At 73.8% G+C, this 22,067-nt stretch carries 20 protein-coding genes and 1 pseudogene; 10 read left to right on the top strand and 11 right to left on the bottom strand.

The genetic code is table 11. The features are described from left to right. Positions 1-51: 51 nt before the first annotated feature. Positions 52-1,836 carry a 3-hydroxyacyl-CoA dehydrogenase family protein gene (locus Pdca_RS26900; protein ID WP_085910796.1) on the top strand — a complete coding sequence of 595 codons (1,785 nt, stop codon included), beginning with the start codon at positions 52-54 and terminating at the stop codon, positions 1,834-1,836. Positions 1,837-1,859: 23 nt separating this feature from the next. Beyond that, on the top strand, positions 1,860-2,177 hold the full coding sequence (locus tag Pdca_RS26895) for a hypothetical protein (RefSeq protein ID WP_232021219.1): 318 nt from the start codon (positions 1,860-1,862) through the stop codon (positions 2,175-2,177). Between the two features lie 534 nt (positions 2,178-2,711). On the opposite strand, the gene Pdca_RS26890 is transcribed toward Pdca_RS26895, so the two are convergent. The 3 genes from Pdca_RS26890 to mce all read right to left on the bottom strand — a co-directional run bounded on the left by Pdca_RS26890 (position 2,712) and on the right by mce (position 5,943). Further along, the gene (locus tag Pdca_RS26890; RefSeq protein ID WP_085910797.1) at positions 2,712-3,881 is read right to left on the bottom strand and encodes a coiled-coil domain-containing protein; all 1,170 of its coding nucleotides are present in this window, start codon (positions 3,879-3,881) and stop codon (positions 2,712-2,714) included. 61 nt (positions 3,882-3,942) lie between these two features. After that, the gene (gene ccrA, locus Pdca_RS26885; RefSeq protein WP_085910798.1) at positions 3,943-5,274 is read right to left on the bottom strand and encodes a crotonyl-CoA carboxylase/reductase; all 1,332 of its coding nucleotides are present in this window, start codon (positions 5,272-5,274) and stop codon (positions 3,943-3,945) included. Positions 5,275-5,484: 210 nt separating this feature from the next. Further along, complete coding sequence (gene mce, locus Pdca_RS26880; protein WP_085910799.1) at positions 5,485-5,943, bottom strand: methylmalonyl-CoA epimerase; 459 nt, start codon at positions 5,941-5,943, stop codon at positions 5,485-5,487. A 143-nt stretch (positions 5,944-6,086) separates the two neighbouring features. Here mce and Pdca_RS26875 point away from each other — a divergent pair, with 143 nt between their 5' ends. Next, positions 6,087-7,274: an acetyl-CoA C-acetyltransferase gene (locus tag Pdca_RS26875; protein ID WP_085910800.1), complete on the top strand. Its 1,188-nt coding sequence runs from the start codon at positions 6,087-6,089 to the stop codon at positions 7,272-7,274. Positions 7,275-7,334: 60 nt separating this feature from the next. After that, positions 7,335-8,294, top strand: coding sequence for a methylmalonyl Co-A mutase-associated GTPase MeaB (meaB, locus tag Pdca_RS26870; RefSeq protein WP_085910801.1), 960 nt, complete (start codon positions 7,335-7,337; stop codon positions 8,292-8,294). Positions 8,295-8,393: 99 nt separating this feature from the next. On the opposite strand, the gene Pdca_RS26865 is transcribed toward meaB, so the two are convergent. Next, positions 8,394-9,365, bottom strand: coding sequence for a helix-turn-helix domain-containing protein (locus tag Pdca_RS26865; protein ID WP_085910802.1), 972 nt, complete (start codon positions 9,363-9,365; stop codon positions 8,394-8,396). Positions 9,366-9,513: 148 nt separating this feature from the next. Here Pdca_RS26865 and Pdca_RS26860 point away from each other — a divergent pair, with 148 nt between their 5' ends. Then, a complete protein-coding gene (locus tag Pdca_RS26860; protein WP_085910803.1) occupies positions 9,514-9,705 on the top strand; it encodes a hypothetical protein in 192 nt (63 codons plus the stop codon). A gap of 23 nt (positions 9,706-9,728) precedes the next feature. On the opposite strand, the gene Pdca_RS26855 is transcribed toward Pdca_RS26860, so the two are convergent. Beyond that, positions 9,729-10,232, bottom strand: a complete 504-nt coding sequence (locus tag Pdca_RS26855; protein ID WP_085910804.1) for a MarR family winged helix-turn-helix transcriptional regulator — start codon at positions 10,230-10,232, stop codon at positions 9,729-9,731. An 80-nt stretch (positions 10,233-10,312) separates the two neighbouring features. Here Pdca_RS26855 and Pdca_RS26850 point away from each other — a divergent pair, with 80 nt between their 5' ends. Further along, positions 10,313-10,633 (top strand): thiamine-binding protein, encoded by a 321-nt coding sequence (locus tag Pdca_RS26850; protein WP_085910983.1) that lies wholly within the window; start codon positions 10,313-10,315, stop codon positions 10,631-10,633. Then, entirely contained in the window at positions 10,630-11,679 is a 1,050-nt protein-coding gene (locus Pdca_RS26845) for a lipase family alpha/beta hydrolase (protein ID WP_085910805.1), read from the top strand. Before Pdca_RS26850 ends, Pdca_RS26845 begins: the two co-directional genes overlap by 4 nt. A 131-nt stretch (positions 11,680-11,810) precedes the next feature. On the opposite strand, the gene Pdca_RS26840 is transcribed toward Pdca_RS26845, so the two are convergent. Further along, positions 11,811-12,056 (bottom strand): hypothetical protein, encoded by a 246-nt coding sequence (locus Pdca_RS26840; RefSeq protein ID WP_085910806.1) that lies wholly within the window; start codon positions 12,054-12,056, stop codon positions 11,811-11,813. 355 nt (positions 12,057-12,411) lie between these two features. On the opposite strand from Pdca_RS26840, the gene Pdca_RS26835 reads away from it, so the two are divergent. From Pdca_RS26835 to Pdca_RS35810, 3 genes are all read left to right on the top strand, one after another. Next, positions 12,412-13,356 carry a tetratricopeptide repeat protein gene (locus tag Pdca_RS26835; protein ID WP_232021218.1) on the top strand — a complete coding sequence of 315 codons (945 nt, stop codon included), beginning with the start codon at positions 12,412-12,414 and terminating at the stop codon, positions 13,354-13,356. A gap of 30 nt (positions 13,357-13,386) precedes the next feature. Then, on the top strand, positions 13,387-14,631 hold the full coding sequence (locus tag Pdca_RS26830) for a glycosyltransferase family 87 protein (protein WP_085910808.1): 1,245 nt from the start codon (positions 13,387-13,389) through the stop codon (positions 14,629-14,631). Positions 14,632-14,839: 208 nt separating this feature from the next. After that, complete coding sequence (locus Pdca_RS35810; RefSeq protein ID WP_158092036.1) at positions 14,840-15,007, top strand: hypothetical protein; 168 nt, start codon at positions 14,840-14,842, stop codon at positions 15,005-15,007. A 741-nt stretch (positions 15,008-15,748) separates the two neighbouring features. Here the strand turns inward: Pdca_RS35810 and glgB are convergent. From glgB to Pdca_RS26805, 5 genes and pseudogenes are all read right to left on the bottom strand, one after another. Continuing rightward, a pseudogene (glgB, locus tag Pdca_RS26825) lies at positions 15,749-18,031 on the bottom strand (1,4-alpha-glucan branching protein GlgB); the annotation flags it as partial. A 67-nt stretch (positions 18,032-18,098) separates the two neighbouring features. Then, positions 18,099-19,211, bottom strand: a complete 1,113-nt coding sequence (locus Pdca_RS26820) for a glycosyltransferase family 4 protein (protein WP_085910809.1) — start codon at positions 19,209-19,211, stop codon at positions 18,099-18,101. After that, entirely contained in the window at positions 19,208-20,128 is a 921-nt protein-coding gene (locus Pdca_RS26815) for an alpha/beta fold hydrolase (protein WP_197719833.1), read from the bottom strand. Before Pdca_RS26815 ends, Pdca_RS26820 begins: the two co-directional genes overlap by 4 nt. Beyond that, positions 20,125-21,363, bottom strand: a complete 1,239-nt coding sequence (locus Pdca_RS26810) for a glycosyltransferase (protein WP_141287082.1) — start codon at positions 21,361-21,363, stop codon at positions 20,125-20,127. Before Pdca_RS26810 ends, Pdca_RS26815 begins: the two co-directional genes overlap by 4 nt. Then, positions 21,351-22,034, bottom strand: coding sequence for a DedA family protein (locus Pdca_RS26805; RefSeq protein ID WP_141287084.1), 684 nt, complete (start codon positions 22,032-22,034; stop codon positions 21,351-21,353). The genes Pdca_RS26810 and Pdca_RS26805 overlap by 13 nt, the downstream gene beginning before the upstream one ends. Positions 22,035-22,067 lie beyond the last annotated feature (33 nt).

The raw sequence follows: 22,067 nt of genomic DNA, 5'->3' as shown, positions 1-22,067 counted from the left end.
GATGGCAGGATCGCGCGCGACGACAGAGACGTCCAACTGGGAGGTTGCAGCGTGGCACGCGAGATCCGGACGGTCGGAGTGGTCGGCCTCGGCACCATGGGCGCGGGGATCGTCGAGGTCTTCGCCCGCAACGGCCTCGAGGTGATTGCCGTCGAGGTCGACGCCGGCGCCGGTGAGCGGGGCAAGGCGCACCTGGCGGCGTCCACCGGGCGCGCGGTGCAGCGCGGCAAGCTCACCCAGGAGCAGGCCGACGAGCTGCTCGGGCGGATCACGGTCAGCACGGCGATGTCCGATCTGGCGCCGGCCCAGCTGGTGGTCGAGGCGATCCCGGAGAACCTGGAGGCGAAGGCCGAGATCTTCGCGACGGTCGACGGGTTCGTCTCCGAGGACACCATTCTCTGCTCCAACACCTCCTCGCTGTCGGTGACCGAGTTGGCGGTGCGCACCAAGCGCCCCGGCAAGGTCGTCGGGATGCACTTCTTCAACCCGGCGCCGGTGCAGAAGCTGGTCGAGGTCGTGCGCACGGTCGTCACCGAGCCGGACGTGATCGACGACGTCAAGGCGTTCGCCGACTCGCTGGGCAAGGTCCCGGTGGTGATCGGTGACCGGGCCGGGTTCATCGCGAACGCGCTGCTGTTCGGCTACCTCAACCACGCCGCGAAGATGTACGCCGAGCGCTACGCCAGCCGTGAGGACCTCGACGCCGGCATGCGGTACGGCTGCGGCTACCCGATGGGCCCGCTGGCGCTGCTCGACCTGATCGGGCTCGACACCGCCTACGAGATCCTCGAGACGATGTACCGGGAGTCGCGCAACCTGCTGCACGCGCCGAACCCGGTCTTCAAGCAGATGATCACCGCCGGGCTGCTCGGCCGGAAGACCGGTCGCGGCTTCTACACCTACGAGGCCCCGCACAGCTCGACCGTGGTGGCGGACGGCGAGACCCCGTCGTCGACGGTGCCCGAGGACGTGACGCTGCGCGACGTGACCCGGGTCGGCGTCGTCGGGACCGGCACGATGGCGTCCGGCATCGTCGAGGTGTTCGCCAAGGGCGGGTACGACGTCGTCGTGCGCGGCCGCAGCGAGTCCAAGGTCGACGGCGCGATCGCGCACGTGCGCAAGTCGCTGGACAAGGCGGTCGCCCGCGGCAAGCTGGAGGAGGCCGACCGGGACGCGATCGTCGGGCGGATCACCGGCACCACCTCGCTGGAGGACATGGCCGACGTCGATCTGGTCGTCGAGGCGGTCGCCGAGGAACTCGACGTCAAGCGGGCGATGTTCGGCGCGCTGGACGAGATCTGCAAGCCGGGCGCGATCCTGGCGACGACGACCTCGTCGCTGCCGGTCGTGGAGTGCGCCGCGGCCACCCAGCGGCCCGGTGACGTGATCGGGATGCACTTCTTCAACCCGGCACCGGTGATGAAGCTGGTGGAGGTCGTGTCGACGATCGGGACCTCCCGCGACGTCGCCGCCACCGTGCTGGCGGTGACCGAGAAGCTGAAGAAGGTGCCGGTCAGCTGTGGTGACCGGGCCGGGTTCATCGTCAACGCGCTGCTGTTCCCGTACCTGAACGACGCGGTGAAGATGCTCGAGGCGCACTACGCCACGGCCGACGACATCGACGCCGCGATGAAGACCGGCTGTGCTCTGCCGATGGGCCCGTTCGAGCTGCTCGACGTGGTCGGCCTGGACGTGTCGCTGGCGATCGAGCGCTCGCTGTACTCGGAGTTCCGGCAGGCCGGTTTCGCGCCGGCGCCGCTGCTCGAGCACCTGGTGACAGCCGGGCGCCTGGGCCGCAAGACGGGGCACGGGTTCCGGGACTACACGCAGCGCTGACGGCCCCTGGGACACTGCGGGACATGGCAGGCAGGCGTGCGCGACGGCCCCGCCCCTCGGAACGGGGGCGGGGTCGTCCCGTCGCGCCGCCGCTCGGCAGCGGCACGATCACGTCCCGGGAGAACGCCCGGGACGGCGAGTGGAACGTCCGCCGGGTCCCCGGCGGCAACGACGTGAAGACCTACCGATGCCCCGGCTGCGAGCAGCTGCTGCCCTCCGGGACCCCGCACGTCGTCGCCTGGCCGGCCGACGGCACCGGCGGCGTCGAGGACCGCAGGCACTGGCACCTGCCCTGCTGGAACGCGCGGGACCGGCGACGGCCCGGTTTCCGGCGGCACTGATCCGGACGGCGCCGAATCCTGGTGGCGAGGCCGCCGCCCGCCCCCGCCCGCCCCCGCCCGCCCCCGCCCGCCCTCGTCCGCACGGGTTCGTCGCGTTCGCACGGGATCCGATCCCGTGCGAACGAGCCGAACCCGTGCGAACACGAGCCGAGGGGCTGCAGCCCCGGCGGAGGGCGCGGTCGGACGGGGTTCGGAGGGTGCGGCGGCGCCGCGGTCAGGAGCCGCGGGGGAGAGGTGGGGGTGTTGTCGGTTTTCGCTCACCTGGTGAGCGAAAACCGACCGAGGGACACCATGGCCGACCAGCCGGGGAGGCCCAGCGCCCCCGCCCGGCGTGCGTTGCCCAGCCGGAGGGGTGGGCTCAGCGCGTCGGGCGGTGTAGCTGGTCCGGTCGGTGGTGCGGTTCGGCGCGCTCGGGTGGTGTGCTTGGGTCCGGCTGGTGGTGCGGTTCGGCGCGCTCGGGCGGTGTGCTTGGGTCCGGCTGGTGGTGCGGTTCGGCGCGCTCGGGCGGTGTGCTCGGTCAGCCGGTGGTGCGGCTCAGCGCACCCGGGCGGCGTGCTTCGTCCGGCCGTTCGCCTGCGTGCGCGGCGCCGGTGACGGGGCTCCTGTCGCGTCGTCGTCGAGCGCCCCGGCCGGTTCCGGAGAGGGTCCGGCGGTGCCCGGCGTGTCGAGACCGGGCCCGGCGTCCAGGTCCCCGGCCGCGTCGTCGATCAAGGTGCGAGCGCCCCGCAGCTGATCGGCCACCCGGCCCCGCAGCTCGGTGAGCTGCTCGACCCGGCGGCGGGCGCGCGTGGTGATCTCGTCGGCGTCGCGCTGTGCATCGGATCGGATCTGCTCGCCCTCGGCGCGGGCCTCGTCCAGTGACCGGCGGATCTGCTCGTCGGCCTCGCGGTTGCGGCGGCCGATCTCCTCGGTCAGTGCGTCCCGCTCGGTGAACAGCGCGGTCAGCGCTTCGGTACGGCGCTGGTCCATCGCGATCCGGAAGTCGTGCTCGATCTGCTCCCGGTTCTCCCGGGCCTCGGTGTCGGTCCGAGCGATCCGCTCGGTGACGGCGCGCTCCTGATCGGACAGGTCACGCTCGGTGTTCTGGCGCTGCTCGGCCAGCGACCGCTCGGTGCGCGACCGCAGCTCGGTGAGCTCGGCGTCGGTACTGCTGCGGGCCTCCGCGAGCTCGGCCCGGGTGCGTTCCTGCAGGTCCGTCAGCTCTCGTTCGACGCGTGCCTGCCGGTCGTCGATGGCCCGCTCGCGCTCGTCGGCCCGCCGGTCCAGCTCGGCGCGCTGCGCCTCGGCGTCGGCCAGGATCTGCTCGGACCGCGCACGGGCGTCGGCGAGGACGACCCGGGCGTGCTCGTCGGCCTGCCGGCGCTGCTCGGCCACCTCGCGCCCGGCCCGGGAGTGCATCTCGGCGACCTCGTCCTCGGCGAGGCGCAGCATCGAACGCAGCCGCTCGCTCATGCCCTGGACGCTCTGCGGCGGCCCGGCGAGGCGGTTGACCTGCTGCTGCATGGCCTCGGTGCGGGTACGGGCGTCGTCGAGCTCCCGGCTCAGCCGGGTGTTCTGGGCAACCGCGGCGTCCCGGTCGGCGGCCAGCATCCGCACCTCGGCGTCGAGCCGCCGCAGGTGGCTGTCGACCTGCGCCTGGTCGTAACCGCGGCGCGCGACCGAGAAACCGGTTCGTGGAACGGGTACATCGTGGTCACCGGCCATGGGGTCACCGTACCGTCGGGCAGGGTGCTCGGCTGTGCCCAAAGGCACAGCCGAGACACACTCACACCCCGCGGAAGCGGTTGATCCCGTCGATGTGCTTCGCCCGGGTCTCCGGGTCCGTCACGCCGAGCCCCTCCTCGGGGGCCAGCGCGAGCACGCCGACCTTGCCCTGGTGGGCGTTGCGGTGCACGTCGTACGCCGCCTGGCCGGTCTCGGCCAGCGGGTACACCCGGGACAGGGTCGGGTGGATCATGCCCTTGGCGACGAGCCGGTTCGCCTCGAAGGCCTCGCGGTAGTTCGCGAAGTGCGAGCCGACGATCCGCTTGAGGTTCATCCACAGGTAGCGGTTGTCGAACTCGTGCATGTATCCCGAGGTCGACGCGCAGGTGACGATCTGGCCGCCCTTGCGGGTGACGTAGACGCTCGCGCCGAAGGTCTCCCGGCCGGGGTGCTCGAACACGATGTCCGGGTCCTCGCCGCCGGTGAGCTCGCGGATCTTCGCCCCGAGGCGCTTCCACTCCCGGGGATCCTGGGTCTGCGGGTCCTTCCAGAACTTGTAGCCCTCGGCGTTGCGGTCGATGACCAGGTCGGCGCCCATGTCGCGGCAGATCTGGGCCTTCTCCTCGGAGGAGACGACACAGACCGGCGTCGCGCCGCCGTTCAGTGCGAACTGGGTGGCGTAGGAGCCGAGACCGCCGGACGCGCCCCAGATCAGCACCACGTCACCCTGCTTCATGTCGGCGCCGTTGCGGGACACCAGCTGCCGGTAGGCGGTGGAGTTGACCAGCCCGGGGGACGCGGCCTCCTCCCAGGTCAGGTGGGCGGGCTTGGGCATCAGCTGGTTGGACTTCACCAGCGCCAGCTCGGCGAGGCCGCCGAAGTTGGTCTCGAAGCCCCAGATCCGCTGCTCCGGGTCCATCATCGTGTCGGAGTGCCCGTCCGGGCTCTCCAGCTCGACCGAGAGGCAGTGCGCGACGACCTGGTCGCCGGCCTTCCAGGCGTTGACGCCCGGCCCGGTCTGCACGACGACGCCCGCCAGGTCGGAACCGACCACGTGGTAAGGCAGGTCGTGCCGCGCGGTGAGCGGGGAGAGCTTCCCGTAGCGCTTGAGGAAGCTGAACGTCGAGACCGGCTCGAAGATCGACGTCCACACGGTGTTGTAGTTGATGGCGCTGGCCATCACGGCCACCAGCGCCTCACCGGGGCCGAGCTCGGGAACGGCCACGTCCTCGACCCGCAGGCTCTTACGCGGGTCCTTCTCCTTGGTGGGCAGGCCCTCGAACATGTCGGCGTCCTCGGCCCGGACGGTGACGCCCTGGTAGCTCTCGGGCACCTCCAGGCCGCCGACGTCGGCGAACTGTCCGGCGAGGATGGCGTCGCGGATGTCCTTCACTGCTGGCCTCCGATGGCGACGTTGCTAGGGGAGTGATCCGGGTGCATTCACCCGATTTGCTTGGGATACCGCAAGTTACTGCGTAGTATCCTAACCGTTGGACGGCGTCGGGCGTGAGTTCCGACCCGACTTCGTGACCCAGACCACCGGACGTCCGTACTGGCCTTCCGGGTGGGTGAGCACCCGGAGGAGTGACCCGAACAGTGCAGCTCAGTGCTGGTCGGCGGCCGGTTCGACGAGCTCGACCAGCACCCCGCCCGCGTCCTTCGGGTGTACGAAGTTGACCTTCGAGTTCGAGGTTCCCCGGCGCGGCTCGTCGTAGAGCAGGCGCAGACCCTTCGCGCGCAGCGCCTCGGCGGCCGCCGCCACGTCGGTGACCCGGTAGGCGACCTGCTGCAGTCCGGGCCCGTTGCGGCCGATGAACTTGGCGATCGTCGAGTCCTCGTTCAGTGGGGCGAGCAGCTGCACCTTCGTGGCGCCGGCCGGCTCGCCCGGCGCGCCGAGCATCGCCTCCCGCACGCCCTGCTCGGTGTTGGTCTCCTCGTGCACGGCGACCAGGCCCAGGTTGTCGGCGTACCAGCGGATCGCCTCGTCCAGGTCGGGTACCGCGATCCCGACGTGGTCGACGGCCACGACCAGCGGCGACAGGGCATCATCGGTTGTCGTCATGAGGGCAGAAGCTACCTCGACTACCCGCGAGTAGCTCCATGTGCCGCTGGTCACCCACACCTTTCGACGTGTCACGTGAGCCCGCGGCGCGTGGGTATGGTGACCGCCCGCGCACCTGTCAACGAAGCCTGCTGGAGGCCCCTGTGTCCGGAACCGTGATCGTCGCCGGCGCCCGCACGCCGATGGGCCGTCTGCTCGGCTCCCTGAAGGGATTCTCCGGCGCACAGCTGGGTGGCATCGCCATCAAGGCGGCGCTGGAACGAGCCGGTGTCGCGCCGGAACAGGTCGAGTACACGATCATGGGCCAGGTGCTGACCGCAGGTGCGGGGCAGATCCCGGCACGTCAGGCGGCGGTCGCCGCAGGCATCCCGATGGACGTCCCGGCGCTGACCATCAACAAGGTCTGCCTGTCCGGAGTCGACGCGATCGCGCTCGCCGACCAGCTCATCCGGGCCGGCGAGTTCGACGTCGTGGTGGCCGGTGGGCAGGAGTCGATGACCCAGGCGCCGCACCTGCTGAACAAGTCCCGTGAGGGCACCAAGTTCGGCGACACCACGCTCACCGACCACATGGCCTACGACGGCCTGTTCTGTGCTTTCGACCAGGTCGCGATGGGCGCCTCGACGGAGAAGTACAACGAGCGCTACGGCCTGACCCGCGAGGAGCAGGACGCCTTCTCCGCCCGCTCGCACCAGCTGGCCGCCCGGGCCGCCGGTGACGGCACGTTCGAGCAGGAGATCACCCCGGTCGAGATCCCGCAGCGAAAGGGCGACCCGGTCATCTTCGCCACCGACGAGGGCGTCCGCGGTGACACCACCGCGGAGAGCCTGGGCAAGCTCCGGCCGGCGTTCGCCTCGGACGGCACGATCACCGCGGGCTCGGCCTCGCAGATCTCCGACGGCGCGGCCGCCGTCGTCGTGATGAGCAAGGCCAAGGCGCAGGAGCTCGGGCTGGACTGGATCGCCGAGATCGGTGCGCACGGCGTCGTCGCCGGTCCGGACGCCAGCCTGCACGAGCAGCCGGCGAACGCGATCGCGAAGGCCTGCGAGAAGGAGGGCATCCAGCCCGCCGATCTCGACCTGGTCGAGATCAACGAGGCGTTCGCGGCGGTCGGCATCGTCTCCACCCGCAAGCTGGGCGTCGACGAGGACAAGGTGAACGTCGACGGTGGGGCCATCGCGCTCGGCCACCCGATCGGAATGTCCGGCGCCCGGATCGCCCTGCACCTGGCGTTCGCGCTCAAGGCCCGTGGCGGCGGTGTCGGCGCAGCCGCGCTGTGCGGCGGCGGTGGCCAGGGCGATGCGCTGATCATCCGCGTGCCGAAGTCCTGACCTGGACGTGATGATCGTCGGCCCCCGCTTCGGCGGGGGCCGATCTGGAGGAAGCCGATCGTGCCCGGACCGCCGGACCCGCACGAGCTCGTGGAGCGGGCGCGTGCCGGTCAGCAGCTCGCCGTCGCCCGCCTGATCTCGATGGTGGAGAACGCCGGCCCGCAGCTGCGTGAGGTCTCCGCCGCCCTGACCCCGCACACCGGCGGGGCGCACGTCGTCGGGCTGACCGGTTCGCCCGGCGTCGGGAAGTCCACCAGCACCTCGGCGCTGGTCACCGAGCTGCGCGCCCGGGACCGCCGGGTCGGGGTGCTCGCGGTGGACCCGTCGTCACCGTTCAGCGGCGGCGCGCTGCTCGGCGACCGGGTGCGGATGGGCGAGCACGCCGACGACGACGGCGTGTTCATCCGCTCGATGGCCACCCGCGGCCATCTCGGCGGGCTGTCCTGGGCGACGCCGCAGGCCCTGCGGGTGCTCGACGCCGCGGGCTGCGACGTGATCCTGATCGAGACGGTCGGGGTCGGTCAGTCCGAGGTGGAGATCGTCGGGCTGGCCGACAGCACGGTCGTGCTGATGGCGCCGGGTATGGGCGACGGCATCCAGGCGGCGAAGGCCGGGATCCTGGAGATCGGTGACGTCTTCGTGGTCAACAAGGCCGATCGTGAGGGCGCCCGGCGGACGGTGCGCGAACTGCGGAACATGCTGCACCTGCGGGAGTACGGCGGGGCCGACGCCTGGGAGGCGCCCGTCCTCACCACCGTCGCCTCCCGGGCGGAGGGGATCGGTGCGCTCGCCGATGCCCTCGACGACCACCTGGCCTGGTCCCGCAAGTCCGGGGAGCGGGACCGGCGCCGCAGCGAGCGGGTCCGACGGGAGATCGAGGCGATCGGCATGGAGCAGGTGCGTGCCCGGATGGAGCAGGTGCGCGGCGGGGACGCGCTGGACGTGCTCACCGGGCGGGTGCTGGCCGGAGAGCTGGACCCGTGGGCGGCCGCGGACGCGCTGCTGGAGCAGTCGGCCTGACCAGGCCCGACCCGGCCTTGCCACCGGCCCGACCCGGCCTGGCTCCGGTCTGACTCGGCCCGGCTCCGGTCTGACTCCGGCCCGACCCGACCCAGCCGGTCACCGGCCGATCCGGGCGAGCAGCGCGAGCGCCCGCGCCGACCCGCCACGCAGGGCGAGGCTGCGGGCTCGTGCGGCCGCTCCGGCGGCCTGTCCGGCCCGCCCGTCCCGGTGCGCGGCGACGGCCTCCCGCAGGACCTCCTCGAGCCGGTCGCGCAGCGGGAGCCCGGTCACGTCGCCGGACGGGTGCTCGTCGAACTCCACCGTGATCGCGATCGGCGCCGGGTACCGCTCCACCAGCGACTTCCCGTGGTCTTCGGGCAGGTCCCCGTCGAGCTCGGTGTGCAGCCGGTCCCGGCGCCGTGCGGCCCGCTCGGCGGTGCTGGGGTCGCCTGCCCGGCGCGCGGCATCGGCCGCGACGCCGTACGCGTGCCAAGCGCGGTCCGGTGCGGCGCGATCGCGCTCCTGATCGCCCGCCAGCAGTGCCGCGCCGGCAAGCAGCTCCGCCAGCGCGGCGCCGCGATCCGGGCACACGGTGTGCGCCAGCAGGTCGTGGAGCTGCTCGACCAGCGCGGCGAGCGGGCCGTGCGCCGCCGCGGTGCCGAGTCGACCGTCCAGCGCCGCGGTCGTGCGCAGCTGGTCGCGTAGCAGCCGCAGCTCGGTGTCACCGACCGCCGCGGCCCTGTCCAGCGCGGCCCGGAGCCGGTCGGCCGCACTCGAAACGCCCACAGCGCCGCCTGCTCCGGGTGGGGGCGCCGGTTCCAGGCCGAGCCCGGCGGGGGTGCTCCCGTAGAGCTCGGCGAGCAGCGCCCGTTGCCCGGGGGCCGGGGTCGCATGCCCGTTCTCCCAGCGGGAGAGCTGGGTCTTGAGGCTGCCCGGCCGGGCGGTCGCAGCACCGGTGCGCTCCGCGAGCTGAGCGAGCTCCTGCGCGGCACGAGCCTGTGACCAGCCACGATCGAGCCGGGCGGCACGCAGGAAGCGGTACCCGGCCTCCGTGCCCGATTCGCCGGCCGCCCTGCTCCCGCCGTCCACCCGCCCGATTCTGTCGGGGTGCCGCGCTAGCGTCAACGCCGTTGCCGCAACAAGGCGTCAACACCGACGTGCGGTGCGGGGAGTGCGGCGGCACGACACGTGCGTCACGTGCGTCGACACGGGTGATCGGTGATCGGGAGTGTGCGACATGGACCTGGTCGACTACGTCTCGTGCGTGCTGCTCGCCGGTGCCTCCGGCGCGGTCGCGGGATGGGCGACGGTGCGGCGGATGCTCCGGTCACCGGCGCCCTGGCGTGGCCGGGTCATGCGGATCTGGCCGGGTTACGGGCACGGGCTCCCGCCGCCGGGCCGGCGGCGCCGCCGACGGGGCGGGGGATGAGCGACCGGGTGCGCGGCCGGAGCTCAGTCGAAGTCGCCTGCCGCGCGGCGGACGCTGCGCAGCAGCGAGGTGAGCCGGTCCTGTTCGGCCTCGTCCAGGCCGCCGAGCCCGAACTCGATGGCGGTCACCGCGGCGGTCGCCTGTGCGAGCCTGGCCTGGCCCTCGGTGGTCAGCTCGACCAGCGTCGCCCGGCGGTCGGTCGGGTGCGGGAGCCTGCGGACCAATCCGTCGCCCTGCAGCCGGTCGACGATGTTGGTGACGCTGGTCGGGTGCAGCTGCAGCCGCTCGCCCATCACCCGCATCGGCAGGCTGTCGCGCCGGGCGAAGTCGAGCAGCACCAGTGCCTCGTAGCGGGCGAAGGTGAGCCCGAGCGGCCGGAGTGCGCCGTCCACCTCGGAGAGCAGGATCTGCTGCACCCGCATCACGCTGGTGACAGCGGCCATCGTCCTGGACGGGCCGACCCGCTCCTCCCACAGGTTGGCCGCGCGCTGGATCGGGTCGAAGGGGAGCGACCCGCGAGATGCCATGAGTACGACGCTAGCAAGTGGACCGGGGCCGCCCGGCGATCATCGTCGGTGGCGCCGCCGTGTCGTGGCAGTGTGGCGGCATGCTCTTCGCGTTCAGCATCGCACCGTCCGGTTCCGAATCGGATGACGGCGGAGTCAGTGCCGCGGTCGCCGAGGCGGTGCGGGTGGTCCGGGAGTCCGGCCTGCCCAACGAGACCACGTCGATGTTCACCACGATCGAGTCGGAGACCTGGGACGAGGGGATGGCCGTGGTCAAGCGGGCCGTCGAGGCGGTCAGCGCCGTGTCGCCCCGGGTCAGCCTGGTCCTCAAGGCCGACATCCGGCCCGGGCACAGCGGGCAGCTGCAGGCGAAGGTGGACCGGGTCGAGCAGCACCTGCGGGGCGAGGGGGCCGGAGCATGACCGGCGCGCTCGACGGCACCGGGCCGGAGGCCGCCGGCGCGCCACCGCCGGGAACCGCGCGGGTGGTGCTGGTGCACGGTGCCTGGCACCGGGGCTCGTCGTGGGCGGCGGTCACCGGCGCCCTGGAACGCAGCGGTGTGCCGGTGTCCGCGCCGGACCTGCCGTCCGAGAGCGGCGGGTACGAGGACCAGGTCGCCGCGGTGCTCGCCGTCGCCGGCCACGGCGAGCACGCGGAGGCCGGGCGGCCCGGCGAGCCCGGCGAGCCGGGGCAGGGCGACCGGTCCGGTGCGCGCGACGGGGCGGAGCAGCCCGAGCGGTCCGGCGAGCGCGACGGGGCCGGGCCGTCCGAGCGGTCCGAGGAGCCGGTGGTGCTCGTCGGGCACTCGCTCGGCGGGCTGGCGGCCACCGTCGCCGCGGCCCGGCTGGGGCCCGGGCGGGTCCGGGCGCTCGTGCTGGTCGGCGCGCTCGTCCCCGAGCCGGGGCGTCCGCAGCTCGACCGGCTGCGGTCCGAGGGCGATCTCATGGTGGCCGGCTACGACGCCGGGGTCCGTCGCGGGGACGGGCCGGTGACCTACTGGCCGGACGCGGCGACGACCGTCGCCGGTCTCTACCGGGGCGTCGCCGAGGAGCTGGCCGGGCCGACCGCGCCGGCGGGTGAGCGGGCGGAGGCAGAGCAGGCGGTCGTCGCCACGCCGGCGGGTGAGCGGGCGGAACCGGACCCGACGGTCGCCACGGCGGCGGCGGGCGAGCGGGCGGAGGCGGAGCGGGCGGTCGCCACGGCGGTGGCGGAGCTGCGCCCGCAGGACTGGAGCCTGCTGCGGGAACCGTGCCCGATCGAGGCGTGGCCCGGTGTCCGGACGGTGTCGGTGATCTGCGCGGACGACCGGGTGGTCGATCCGGTGGCCGGCCGTCGGGAGGCGGCACGGGTCGGTGCGGAGATCGTCGAGATCCCGGGGGGCCACTTTCCGATGCTCACCCGTCCGGCGGCGCTCGCCGGGCTGCTCGCCGATCTCGCGGTGGGGACGGCACTCCCGGTCCGGAGCTGACCCGCTGCCGAACAGCTGCTGATCCGTGGCCGGCCCGAGCCGGAGACGGCGACGGCCGGTGACGGAGATCCGTCACCGGCCGTTCGTACCCGTCGCGGCAGCTCACGGCTGCCGTGGTGGTGCCGCGTTCGTCAGGCGATGAGGCTGGTGAAGTGGTACACACCCACCAGGATCGCCACGAAGCTGACCGCCATGCCGATCTGGCCGAGCTTGGCCGTGGCCGGCTGGCGGAACGCCAGGAACCCGACGACCAGGCCGGCCGCCCCCAGGATCCAGGCGAACAGCGGCACCAGGAACCCGGCGATCACGGCGAGGGCGCCCAGCGCCAGCGACGCGTAGGCGAGGGTCGGCTTGGCAGCGGTCTGCACGTTGCTCATCTTCTGGGATTCCTCCGTCGCGGCCGGCCATCGGTCCGGCGTTCTCGCTCGTCTTCTCGGGGGTCGCACCGGATCGGCGCCGCAGAACCCGCCGCCGATCTGATGACGCAGAGTCACCGTCGAGGCCCTGCACGGGGTTCAACGAGCGAGTGGGGCCGGTGATGCTCCGCCGGTCCGGTGATCGTGAACCCTGGGTGCGCGGTCGCTGCCCGCGCGTGGTCGGGGCGTCCACCGGAACGTGCGGTCGGCGGGGAACGGCCCCGGACGGCGGGGTGTGTCACGGCCGACACGCGTCCGTGCCAGGATGGTCGGCGTGTCTCGCCCAGATCCTCGTCAGACGGCCCAGCGTGCGGCGATGTCCTCCGCAATGGCCGGAGCGGTCGACCTCTCGGGCCTGAAGGCGCGAGCCGACGCGGCCAACCGGCCGACAGCGCCCGGAGGCTCCGCGCCCGGGCCCGGTACACCCGGCGACGGTTGGGTGGTCGAAGCCACCGAGCAGGGCTTCCAGAACGAGGTCCTCGAGCCGTCGCTGCAGGTCCCGGTCGTCGTCGAGCTGTGGGCCAGCCGCTACCCGCGTGAGGAGCAGCTGTCCTCCGAGCTCGAGCGGCTGGCGTCCACCGGGGGTGGCGCGTGGCGTCTGGCCCGGGTGGACATCGACACGCAGCCCCGGGTCGCGCAGGCCTTCGGTGTCCAGCAGGTCCCGATGCTCGTGGTGCTGGTCGGCGGTCAGCCGGTGGACGCCGTCAACGGCGCGATCCCGGACGACCGCGCCGCCGAGTGGGTCCGCTCGCTGCTCGACGCGCTGCGCGAGCGGATGCCCGCGATCGCCGAGGGCGAGCGCCGCGCGGCGGAGGCCTCCGGCGAGCCCGCCGAGGAGCAGGAGGAGCCGGAGGACCCGCGCTTCACCGCCGCCGAGGATGCTCTCGAGCAGGGCGACTACGCCGCCGCCGAGGCCGCCTACCAGGCGATCCTGGACAACGAGCCGGCCAACGAGCAGGCTGCCGCCGCGCTCGCCCAGGTGAAGTTCCTGGCCCGCGCCGAGCAGGCCGACCCGAGCGCGATCGAGCGTGCGGACGCGAACCCCGACGATGTCGACGCCCAGCTCGCGGCCGCCGATGCCGAGATGGCCGCGGACAGCGTCGAGGCCGCGTTCGCCCGTCTGGTGGCCACCGTCGCCCGGACCGGCGGCGACGACCGCGACCGGGCCCGCGCGCACCTGGTCGGTCTGTTCGAGCTCTTCCCGGCCGACGACCCGCGGGTGAGCACCGCGCGTCGTGCATTGGGCCGGGCGCTGTTCTGAGCCCACGCCGGACGTGACACGGGCCCCGTCGTGACCGGTCTGCACCGGCTGGTCCGCGGGGCCGCCCCGGTCGTCACGGTCGTGGCACTGGTGACCGCGGCGCTGCTGCTCGCCTTCGGCGAGTCGCCGCTGCTGCGGTGGATCCCGCATCCCGATGTCGCGGGCATGCACGTCGACTTCGACACCTTCTGGCACTCGGCGCGGGCACTGGTCGAGCACGGCCCCGGCAGCTCGGCGATCTACGACACCGGTGCCCGGCTGCACAACCTGAACCCGCCGCTGCTCACCGTCCTGCTGGCGCCGCTGGGTGCGCTCGACGCGCTGACCGGCTACCGGGTGCTGACGGCGTGCTCGGTGCTGCTCGTGGCCGGAGCCGTCCTCGCGGTCTGCCGGGAGCTGGCGCTGGGCCGGACCTGGACGCTGCTGGGGCTCGGCGCGGTGCTGGCGTCGTCGCCGTTGCACGGCACGCTGCTGCTCGGGCAGATCTATCCGCTGCTGCTCGCCGGGCTCGTCGCCGGCTGGATCGCCGAGCGTCGCGGGCATCCGGTCGCGGCGGCGGTGCTGTACGGGGTGACGGTGGCGGTGAAGCCGTCGCTGGCGCCGTTGCTGCTCCTCGCCGCCGCCCAGCGGCGGTGGCGGCCGTTCGTGGTGGGTGTCGGATCGGCCGCGGTCGCCACGCTGGCCGGAGTCGCGGTCGCCGGCTGGCCGACGGCGTGGCAGTGGCTGGCGATGGCACTGGCGGAGCCGGTCGGGCCGACCCTGGACAACGCCTCGCTGCCGGGCCTGGCGCTGCGGTGGGGACTGCCGACCGTCGTGGGGACGGTGCTGGGCGCCGTCCTGCTGCTCGGGACGCTCACGCACTACGCCCGGCGCACCGCCCGGTACGGGACCGTGCTCGCCGCGGGAACCGATCCGGGCGGGACCGCACCGTTCGCGGTGCTGGCCACCGGCCTGCTGGCCGCGCCCATCTCGTGGCACAACTACCTGCTGCTGCTCTGGCCCGGGCTGCTCGCACTGGTCGCGTCCGGACGGCCGGGGGACACCCGGCGCCGGGTGGCAGGGGCGCTGTTCGCGCTGGCGGTGATCCCGGTGAGCTGGGCCGACCTGTGGGCCGCCGGCAACCCGCTCAGCCCGGTGGGCCACGCCCTCTACACCGCCGTGCTGCTCACGACGTGGTGGGCGCTCCTGCGGCCCTCGACGGGCGGGATCGCACCGGAGCCCCGACGGGACCGGCATTCCGGAGACACCGGCGAACCGGTGCGCCCCGGCGCATGACAGCGGACCGCTCGTGGGCCGTTCACCGACTCTGTCGACCGCGAAACGATGCGGTGTTCCGTTCTGCGGAAGGCGTACCCCCTGCCCTGGCCAGCCTCTTATAAAGCTCCTTGTTACGAGGCGCGACGAGGCGCGGCCGCGAGTACCGCCGTTCGGTGGATCGACCGATGCACCGTTTCGGTGATGCCCCGGCACCGGAAGGAGGAACGTGGCCCGAGTGTGGGTGGACGCCGAGCGGCTCCCCGAGCCGACGGCCTGGGTTCCCTGGCGGCCCGACGACGAGGGGACGGTCTGCGTGCGGGAGCACGCAGACCGGGTGGACGGCGTCCCGCGGGGTGAGCCGGGGCCGGTCTGCCGGTGCGTGGCCTGCCGGTAGGAAGGGTCAGTCCGTCGACGACGTGCCGGTGTCCGACCTGCCGGTCCCGGAGCTCCCGTTGACGAACGACCCGTTGCGTACCGCGCGCGCCCCGATCGTCCCGGGTGCGGGGGACACGCTCTGCGACACCGAGCCGGTGGTGGCCGCGGGCGGGCCGCTGTCCGGCTCGGTCGCCGTGGGAGTGCCGCTCTCCGTTCCGGCCGGTTCGGCGGTGCCGGTGCCCGGCTCCGCCGCCTCCGGCTCAGTCGGTGCAGGCTCGGTCGCTGTGGGCTCGGCGGCTGTGGGCTCGGCCTGCTCGGGCACGTCGCTAACCGTCCCGGTCCGCTCGGGCACGTCGCTAACCGGCCCGGTCCGCTCGGGCACGTCGCTAACCGGCCCGGTCCGCTCGGGCGCGGTGCTCGCCGGCCCGGCCGTCTCGGTCGCGGGGGCCGACGATGCGGCCTTCGCCGGGCCGGTCGCCTCGGATCCGGCTGCCGAAGACGTGCCATCCAGCGGGCCGGTCGCCTCGGATCCGGTTCCCGGGGGAGTGCCGTTCAGCGGGCTGGTCACCGCGGGCGCGGGAGCAGGCCCTGCCGGCCCGGTGGAGACCGGGTCCGGTGCGGCGGCCCGGTAGCCGTCGTCCGGGGTGGCGGGGGCCTCGACGTCGGTGGTCTCCGGCTCGTCGGGAAGCTCGCCCGCGGGCAGCGGCGGCGGGACGGAACCGGACACCGCGGCCGGGGCCGAGGTCACCGGCCCACCGGTCTGCTCCGGCACCAGCCACAGCACACCCGACGGGGGCAGCTGGAGCACCGCCGACGCCGGCTGGCCGTGCCACATGTACTGCTCGGCCTTCACCCGGCCCAGATTTCCGACGCCGGACCCGCCGTAGCTGGACGCGTCGGTGTTCACCAGCTCCGTCCAGTTCCCGGCGAACGGCAGCCCGACCCGGTAGTTCTCCCGCGGGGCCCCGGCGAAGTTCGCGATGCAGGCCAGCACGCTCGGCCTGCCCTCGGCGTCGACGCCGTGCCGCAGGAAGGAGAAGACGTTGCCGGTCGCGTCGTTGGCGTCGATCCAGGCGAAGCCCTCCGGCGTGGTGTCGTGCGACCACAGCGCGGACTGGGCGCGGTAGGCCCGGTTCAGGTCGCCGACCAGCGAGGTGATGCCGCCGTGCAGCGGGTCGGACTCCTGCAGGTGCCAGTCCAGCGACCGCTGCTCGGACCACTCGCGGGGCTGCCCGAACTCGCCGCCCATGAACAGCAGCTGCTTGCCGGGGTGCGCCCACATGTAGGCGAGCAGGGCGCGGACGCCCGCCGCCTTGTTCCAGTCGTCGCCGGGCATCCGGGTCCACAGCGAACCCTTGCCGTGCACGACCTCGTCGTGGCTGATCGGCAGCACGTAGTTCTCACTGAACGCGTACATCAGCGAGAACGTCATCTGGTTGTGGTGGTAGCTGCGGTGGATGGGATCGCGCCCGGTGTAGTCGAGCGTGTCGTGCATCCAGCCCATGTTCCACTTCAGGCCGAAGCCCAGGCCGCCCATGTAGGTGGGACGGGTGACGCCGGGCCACGCGGTGGACTCCTCGGCGATGGTCACGACGCCGGGGTGCTCCCGGTAGACGGTCGCGTTCATCTCCTGCAGGAACGCGACGGCGTCCAGGTTCTCCCGTCCGCCGTGGATGTTCGGCAGCCACTGGCCGTCGGCCCGGGAGTAGTCCAGGTAGAGCATCGAGGCGACCGCGTCCACCCGGAGACCGTCGATGTGGAACGACTCCAGCCAGTACAGCGCGTTCGCGACGAGGAAGTTGCGCACCTCGTTGCGGCCGAAGTCGAACACCAGGGTGCCCCAGTCCGGCTGCTCGCCGCGGCGCGGATCGGCGTGCTCGTAGCAGGCGGTGCCGTCGAACTTCGCCAGCGCCCACGCGTCGCGCGGGAAGTGCGCGGGCACCCAGTCGACGATGACGCCGTAGCCGGCCCGGTGCAGCCGGTCGACGAACCAGCGGAAGTCGTCCGGGGTGCCGAAACGCGAGGTCGGCGCGTAGTACGAGGTGACCTGATAGCCCCACGAGCCACCGAACGGGTGCTCGGCCACCGGCAGCAGCTCGACGTGGGTGAAACCGGTCGTGTCGAGGTAGGCGACCAGCCGCTCGGCGATCTCCCGGTAGTCCAGGCCCGGGATCCACGAGCCGAGGTGCAGCTCGTAGACGCTCATCGGCTCCTGGTGCGGCTGGCGGTCCGCGCGGGCCGCCATCCACTCCTGGTCGCCCCACTCGTGCACCGGGGCGGTGACCACGGACGCCGTCTGCGGCGGGATCTCGGTCGCGTACGCCATCGGGTCGGCCTTGTCCCGCCAGCGGCCGTCCGGGCCCAGCACCCGGAACTTGTACCGGGTGCCGACGCCGACCCCGGGCAGGAAGATCTCCCAGATGCCCGAGGTGCCCAGCGACCGCATCGGCAGCGTCCAGCCAGCCCAGCCGTCGAAGTCACCGGTGACGCGTACGCCGCCGGCGTTCGGCGCCCAGACGGCGAAGCTGGTGCCCGCGACGGGGCCGGACGCGGTGTCGTACTCCCGGACATGCGCGCCGAGCACGTCCCACAGACGCTCGTGGCGCCCCTCGCCGATCAGGTGCAGGTCGATCTCGCCGAGCGTCGGGAGCCAGCGGTACGGGTCGTCGACGATCTGCTCGGCCGCCGGGTCGTCGCCGTGCCGCACGAGCAGCCGGTAGTCGCCGCCGGAGCCGGGCACGACCCCGGAGAACAGCCCGGCGTCGTGCACCCGCTCCAGCTCGTGGGCCAGCTCGCGCTCACCGTTGGGCAGCACCGCCACCGAGGTGGCGTGCGGCTGCAGCACCCGGATCACGGTGCCCTCGGCGTGCTGGTGCGCGCCCAGCACCGAGTGCGGGTCGTGGTGGGCTCCGCCGAGGAGCCGATCGATCGTCGCCTGGTCCGGCGCGTGCGTCTCCTCCGTCGCTCGCGGCGCCGGGGTCGCTCGCGTCTCTCGGGTCGCTCGCGTCTCTTCGGAGGTCACCTGCGGAACCGTACTGGCCATCGACGGGAGGTGCCGAGCGCGGGGACCCACCGTTGCCCGATCGCAGCCCGGCCGCCTGCGCACGGCGTCAGCGGGGCCCACCGGCCGGGTGACGCCGGCGGGTGACGGTGTCCTGCAGTACACCCAGCAGGGTGGCCGCCGCGGCGTCCCAGGTCCGGGTGCGGGCCCGCTCGCGCACCGCGTCCGAGCGTTCCGGCCAGCTCCCGTCGAGCGAGCGGACGGCGGCGGCGAATCCGGCCGGGTCGTCCGGGCCGGCGAACAGCCCGGCGTCGCCCGCGACCTCGCGGAAGGCGGGGATGTCGGAGACGACCACCGGGCAGCCGCGGGCCATCGCCTCGAGCACCGGCAGCCCGAAGCCCTCGTCGCGGGAGGCGGACACCAGCGCCGTCGCCCCGTCCAGCAGTGCGCGGTAGCCGGCGTCGTCGACGCCGTCGTGGAACACCGGCCGGTTCCTCCCGGCGAGGCGCTCCAGCTCGTCGCGGACCCCCGGCGGCACCGGGGAGACCAGGTGCAGCTCGTGGTCGTCGAGCAGCGCCGCGGCCCTGGCGAGGGTCGCGACGTTCTTGTAGGGCATGAACGACCCGGCGTAGACGATCCGGTTGCCGTCCGGCCGGCTGCGCCGGGGCGTCCCCGGGGGGAGGTGGAAGTCGGTGGCGTCCGGAACGACGGCGACCGGGCGCCGGGTGAGCCGGTGCGCGTCGACGAGATCGCCGGTGGCCCGCGACACGACGGCGACCGCGTCGGCCCCGGCCAGCAGCAGCCGCTGCGGCCACCACGACAGGTGGTAGCCGCGCCACAGCGCGCGGACCGGCGCGGCCAGCCACGGCGGTGGTGTCCGGTGCCGGTAGTAGATGAGGTCGTGCACGGTCAGGACGACGGCGTAGCGCCGCCCGAGCGTGCCCATCGTCTGCATCGGGGAGAACACGACGGTGTCGGGATCACCGGCGGTGCTGCCGAGCAGCCGGTTCACGTGCCGGGCCACGAACGGCTCACCGGGCCCGGTGGGCGCGGGCAGGGTGTGTGCCGGGCGGTCCGGCAGTCCGTCGCGCTGCCGCGGGTCCGACACCAGGAGCTCGACGGGGTGCAGCCGGTCCAGCGCCCGGACCAGGCCGGTGGTGTAGCGGCCGATCCCGTCCGGCTCGCCCGGCCGGATGTAGCGGCAGTCGAGGAGGATCCTCATCCGGGCAGGCCGCCGAGGAACCCGCCGATCTCGCGGGCCGCCCAGGCCGGGGCCTCGTAGTGCACCAGGTGCCCGGTGCGGGGCAGCAGCACCAGCCGGGCGTCCGGGAAGGTGGCCGCGAGCGCGTGCTGCCCGGCGACCGGCGCGACCCGGTCCAGCGCGCCGGCGAGCAGCAGCACCGGGGCGGTCACCCGCGGCGCCCAGGAGCGGGCGGTGCCGGAACCGGCCGCCCGGAACGTCTCCAGCAGCGACCGGAGATCGGCGAACGTGCCGAACCGGGCCCGGTGCTCGTCGGCGATCCAGCGCCGCAGCAGCGGATCGGTGGTGGTGGCCATCGTGGCCGTCGCGGCGTCGGCGAGCAGCCGGTGCCGCAGCACGCCGTCGAGCCGCAGCCGGGCGGCGCCCTCGTGCAGCAGCGACGTCAGCCGGGTCCCGGCGCCGGTCACCCCGCCCGCCGCGGACGCGGGCTCGGCGATCGGGTTGAGCAGCACCAGTGCGCGCGGTGGGCAGCCGGCGGCGGTGGCGGTCGCCACGACCGAGCCGAACGAGTGGCCGAGCAGCGTCGCGTCCGGGCCGAGATCACGCAGCAGCGCGGCCGCCCAGCGGGTGTACCCGGCGACGTCGTGCGCGCGATCGGCGAACGGCGGGGACTCGCCGAACCCGGGCAGGTCCGGCACGACGACGTGTGCGCCGGGCAGCCGCGACGCCAGCGGCGCGAGCCCGTGATGGCTGCCGCGCAGTCCGTGCAGCGCCAGCAGCGGCGGCGCCGACGGATCGCCGAAGCTGTGCACGACGGTCCGGGCACCGTCGACGGTTCGCTCGGTCCGCTCGGCCGGCCCGAACCGCCCCCGCCCGGACTGCCCGGACTGCCCGGACTGCCGAGCATCGGGCCACCCCTGCAGGGCGGGCGCGGTCACCGCCGGGACCCGGTCCGCCGGTCGGCGGGCCTGCGCAGCGGCCGCGTCCCGACGATCGGGGCGGTCCGGGAGCGGTACAGCACCTCGAAGGCGTCGAGGGTGGCGTCCATCCCGTGCTCGCCGGCGATCCGCAGGCTGGCCTCGCCCATCGTGGCCATGGCGGCCGGGTCGCCGAGCACCCGGACCAGCCGGTCGGCCAGCGCCGGCACATCGCCGTGCGGGTAGCGGAAGCCGTTCTCGCCCTGCCGGGCCAGGTGCGGCAGCGCCCCGGCGTCGACCGCGACGACCGGCTTCCCGGTCGCCATCGCCTCCAGCGTCACCAGGCTCTGCAGCTCGGCGGTGCCCGCGTTCACGAACACGTCCAGCGCGGCGTAGACGTCCGGGATCTCGTCGTCGGAGATCCGCCCGGTGAAGACGACGGCGGGCCCGACCCCGGCGGAGCGGGCCACGGCGTGCAGCCGGGCCCGTTCCTCCCCGTCACCGACGACGACCAGGCGCGCATCCGGCAGCGTCCTGCGCACCAGCGGCAGCGCCCGGACGGGCTCGTCGACGTGCTTCTCCCGGTCCAGCCGCCCGACGAAACCGGCCACCGGGGCGGTCTCCGGGATGCCGTGCCGGATCCGGAACGCGGCCCCGCGACCCTCGGTGTCGGGCCGGAACCGGGACAGGTCCAGGCCGTTCGAGACCGGCAGCACCGGCCCCGGGACCCCGTTGCGCTCGGCCAGCGACGCGGCCAGCGGAGTGGGGGCGGTGACCAGCCCGGCGCGGGCGAGCACTCGCGCCGCATCCCGCCAGAACAGCTTCTTCAGCTGTGCCGGGGGCAGGTGCAGGAAGCTGACCGCGGGCAGGATGTTCTCCGGGATCATGTGCGTGGTCGCCACCGTGGGGATGCCCAGGTCCTGGGCGGCCGACAGCAGCACCCGGCCGAGGATCATGTGGCTCTGCACGTGGACGACGTCCGGCCGGACCCGGGTCAGCAGCCTCCGGGCGGTGAGCCGCAGCGCGACCGGGGTGCAGAGCCGGAACTCGGGTGGCTTCGGTACCGGGAACGAGCGGACCCGGTGCTCGGTCAGCGGCCCCACCTTCCGGGCGGGACGGCTGCGCAGCCCGCGGGCCGGAGCCACGACGTGTACGTCGTGTCCGCGCCCGGCCAGCCCGGCGGCCAGCCGGCGGGCGGCGTAGGAGGCCCCGTTGACGTCCGGTGCCCAGGTGTCGGCCCCGATCAGGACGCGCACACGTTCTCCTTCCGCGAGGTCGCGGCGCGCACCCACAGTGCGCGCCCGGCCACCAGCCCGAGGCCGACGCCGAGCCCGGCCACCACCAGGATCCACGGGCGGTCCGCCAGCTCGGAGGCGAGCCGGCCGCCTACCGCCCAGCCGATCCCGACCAGCAGTGCTGCCCGGACCACGGTGGCGGGGACGACCCAGGCCAGGAACCGGCGGTAGGACACCCCCGCCAGGCCGGTGGCCAGGAACGCGGGGATGGCCCCGACGTCGACCAGTTTCGCCCCCAGCACCACGTGACCGAGATTGTCCCCCACGCGTTCCCGCAGCGTCTCCCAGCGTCTGCCGGTCAGCCCCAGCTTCACCAGGACGGGTGCCACCCGGGGCCGGTTGCCGGCCCTGCCGAGCAGGTAGAGGGCGGTGTCGGCGACGAGATCGGCCACGACGGCGACCAGCAGCACCGTCCACCAGTCGAGGATCCCGGCTCCGGCGAGGGAGCCGGCCACCACGGTGACGATCGGCCCCTCCACGAACACGCCGACGGCGAGCACCGCGAGCGTGAGGGCGAGGGTGCCCGGCTCGGGTGACAGCATCAGCCCCAGCACGTCGTCCAGGCCCGGGGTCATCGGGGCCCCCGGCGTCGTCGTCTCATCGCAGTGTTCCTCCTCTTCGGAGGATTCCACGATCCCGCGACCGTCCGCCCGGGACGTCGGGAG

Source organism: Pseudonocardia autotrophica, assembly GCF_003945385.1.
In the GTDB taxonomy this organism is placed as follows: domain Bacteria; phylum Actinomycetota; class Actinomycetes; order Mycobacteriales; family Pseudonocardiaceae; genus Pseudonocardia; species Pseudonocardia autotrophica.
Note: the sequence above shows the minus strand (reverse complement) of the source record. Positions and strands in the feature narration are given on the sequence as shown.